A 1,804-nucleotide genomic window follows, 5' to 3' on the forward strand; every position below is an offset into this window, starting at 1 on the left:
GAGTGGTCGGATCACATGCGCAACGTGGCTGCTGCGCTCTTTCGATTGGAGCACAATCGCGACGAGCAAGACATGCTGGAGGTGCTGGGCACGTTGGTCGAGTGGCTCAAGACGCCCGAGCAAACCGGGCTACGACGGGCCTTCGTGGTGTGGATACGCCGCGTACTGCTGCCCAACCGAGCGCCAGGGATGGAACTGCCCGAGTTCAACGAGTTGCAGGATCTACACGAGGTACACGACATGCTGGCAGAACGCATCAAGCAATGGCCTGAACGGTGGGAAGAAAAAGGCCGCCAGGAAGGGCGTCAGGAAGGCCGTCAAGAAGGGCGTCAGGAAGGCGAACAACGGGGTATCGAGAAGACTGCCCGCAACCTGATCAAGCTGGGTGTACTCAGTGATGAACAGATCGCCGAGGCCACGGGGCTGACGGTGGTCGACGTGGAAGGGCTGCGCGAAGAAGACACGCACTGATCCTGCAGCGAATGGATCATGAACTACGTTTTAGACGGCTCCTTTTGGGGCCGTTGTTGTTTGTGGCCGAGTTTGGCGCGTGGGCGGCGAGGTGTCTCATGGGGCATGAGTCGTCCAGTCGTCCAGTCGTCCAGACGCAGCCCCGGAACCCGCTCGAATTCACGTAGGTTGTTGGTGACGACAATCAGGCCCTGCGAGCGTGCATGACCCGCGATCATCTGATCGTAAGGCCCGATAGGGGTACCCGCTTTCGCGAGCTCGGCTCTTAGTTGGCCAGTATGGGCAGCGGCATCGTTATCGTAAGGCAGAACTTCCAGACGCGCTGCGAAGCTTTCGACGACGGCGATGTTGTGCTCGGGGTTACTGGATTTCTCCGCGCCATAGACGAGTTCCATCAGCGTGATGGAACTGATGCACATCTGGCTGTGGTGGCGCTTGAAGATCTCCCGCACTGAGGACGGTTTGTTCTTGATCGTATAAATGCAAATATTGGTGTCGAGCATATATTTCAGCATTAGAATGCTTCCCGCCGCTGATCCTCTGGCTGCTCGCGCGTGGACATGAAATCCGCCGTGGCGCCAGGTTCGTCGAACCAGCTATCCCATGATTCTCCCGCTGGGACGATGATGCGCGTCCTGCCGATGGATATGATCTCGACACGCTTTACATCCTCAGGAAGGGCGCTTGCTTTGGGGAGACGTATGGCTTGATTGCGATTGGATTGGAAAACGGAACCTTGAGGCATGACAGTCACCTTGGGATATTCTTTATGTATATCCCAATGTAGTGAGGCGCAAGAAGGCTGTCAATGTGCATGAATCGAAGCCTTGTAGGCCCCAGGAAGAAAGGTAAAAAGGGCGTCAGTGCGTGCCTCTCGCGAAGGCCTCCCACAAGATACGCCACATAGAGTGGCCACCCAGGTTGTGAGAAAATATTAGTGGGAGTGAATTTATTCGCGATAGTCCCTGTCGCAGGTGCCCTCAATCTGCGAGATCGCGAGGACGACGTCATCTGGCGAGTGCGCTGGGGCGACGACTGGCTCTATGTTTATTTGCTGCTCGAGTTCCAGTCGAGCGTCGATAGATTCATGGCCGTGCGAGTCATGACCTACCTGGGGCTGCTCTATCAGGACTTGATTCGTCAGGAGGCCTTTACCCCCAACGGCAAGCTACCGCCGGTGTTGCCGATTGTGCTCTACAATGGGGAGAGGCGCTGGACGGCGGCACAAAACGTGGCGGACCTGGTCGAACAGGTACCCGGAGGGCTCGAACGCTATCGGCCGGACTTGGCCTATCTGCTTCTCGACGAAGGGGCGGTCATCAGCGACCCTGAG

2 protein-coding genes and 2 pseudogenes are annotated in these 1,804 nt (G+C 57.3%); 2 read left to right on the forward strand and 2 right to left on the reverse strand.

All coding sequences use genetic code 11. The annotated features are described in order from the left end of the window. Positions 1-471: pseudogene (locus tag OP494_RS17055) on the forward strand (transposase); the annotation flags it as partial. A 122-nt stretch (positions 472-593) separates the two neighbouring features. Here the strand turns inward: OP494_RS17055 and vapC are convergent. Together vapC and vapB are read right to left on the reverse strand one after the other, a co-directional pair. Next, positions 594-986: pseudogene (gene vapC, locus OP494_RS17060) on the reverse strand (tRNA(fMet)-specific endonuclease VapC); the annotation flags it as partial. Beyond that, on the reverse strand, positions 986-1,216 hold the full coding sequence (vapB, locus tag OP494_RS17065; RefSeq protein WP_075370572.1) for a type II toxin-antitoxin system VapB family antitoxin: 231 nt from the start codon (positions 1,214-1,216) through the stop codon (positions 986-988). The pseudogene vapC and the gene vapB, both read right to left, overlap by 1 nt. A gap of 192 nt (positions 1,217-1,408) precedes the next feature. Here vapB and OP494_RS17070 point away from each other — a divergent pair. Continuing rightward, positions 1,409-1,804: Rpn family recombination-promoting nuclease/putative transposase (locus tag OP494_RS17070; protein WP_280542764.1), on the forward strand; the 396-nt coding region annotated here is incomplete at its 3' end.

The sequence above is a fragment of the Chromohalobacter sp. 11-W genome (assembly GCF_029889905.1).
Lineage (GTDB): Bacteria > Pseudomonadota > Gammaproteobacteria > Pseudomonadales > Halomonadaceae > Chromohalobacter.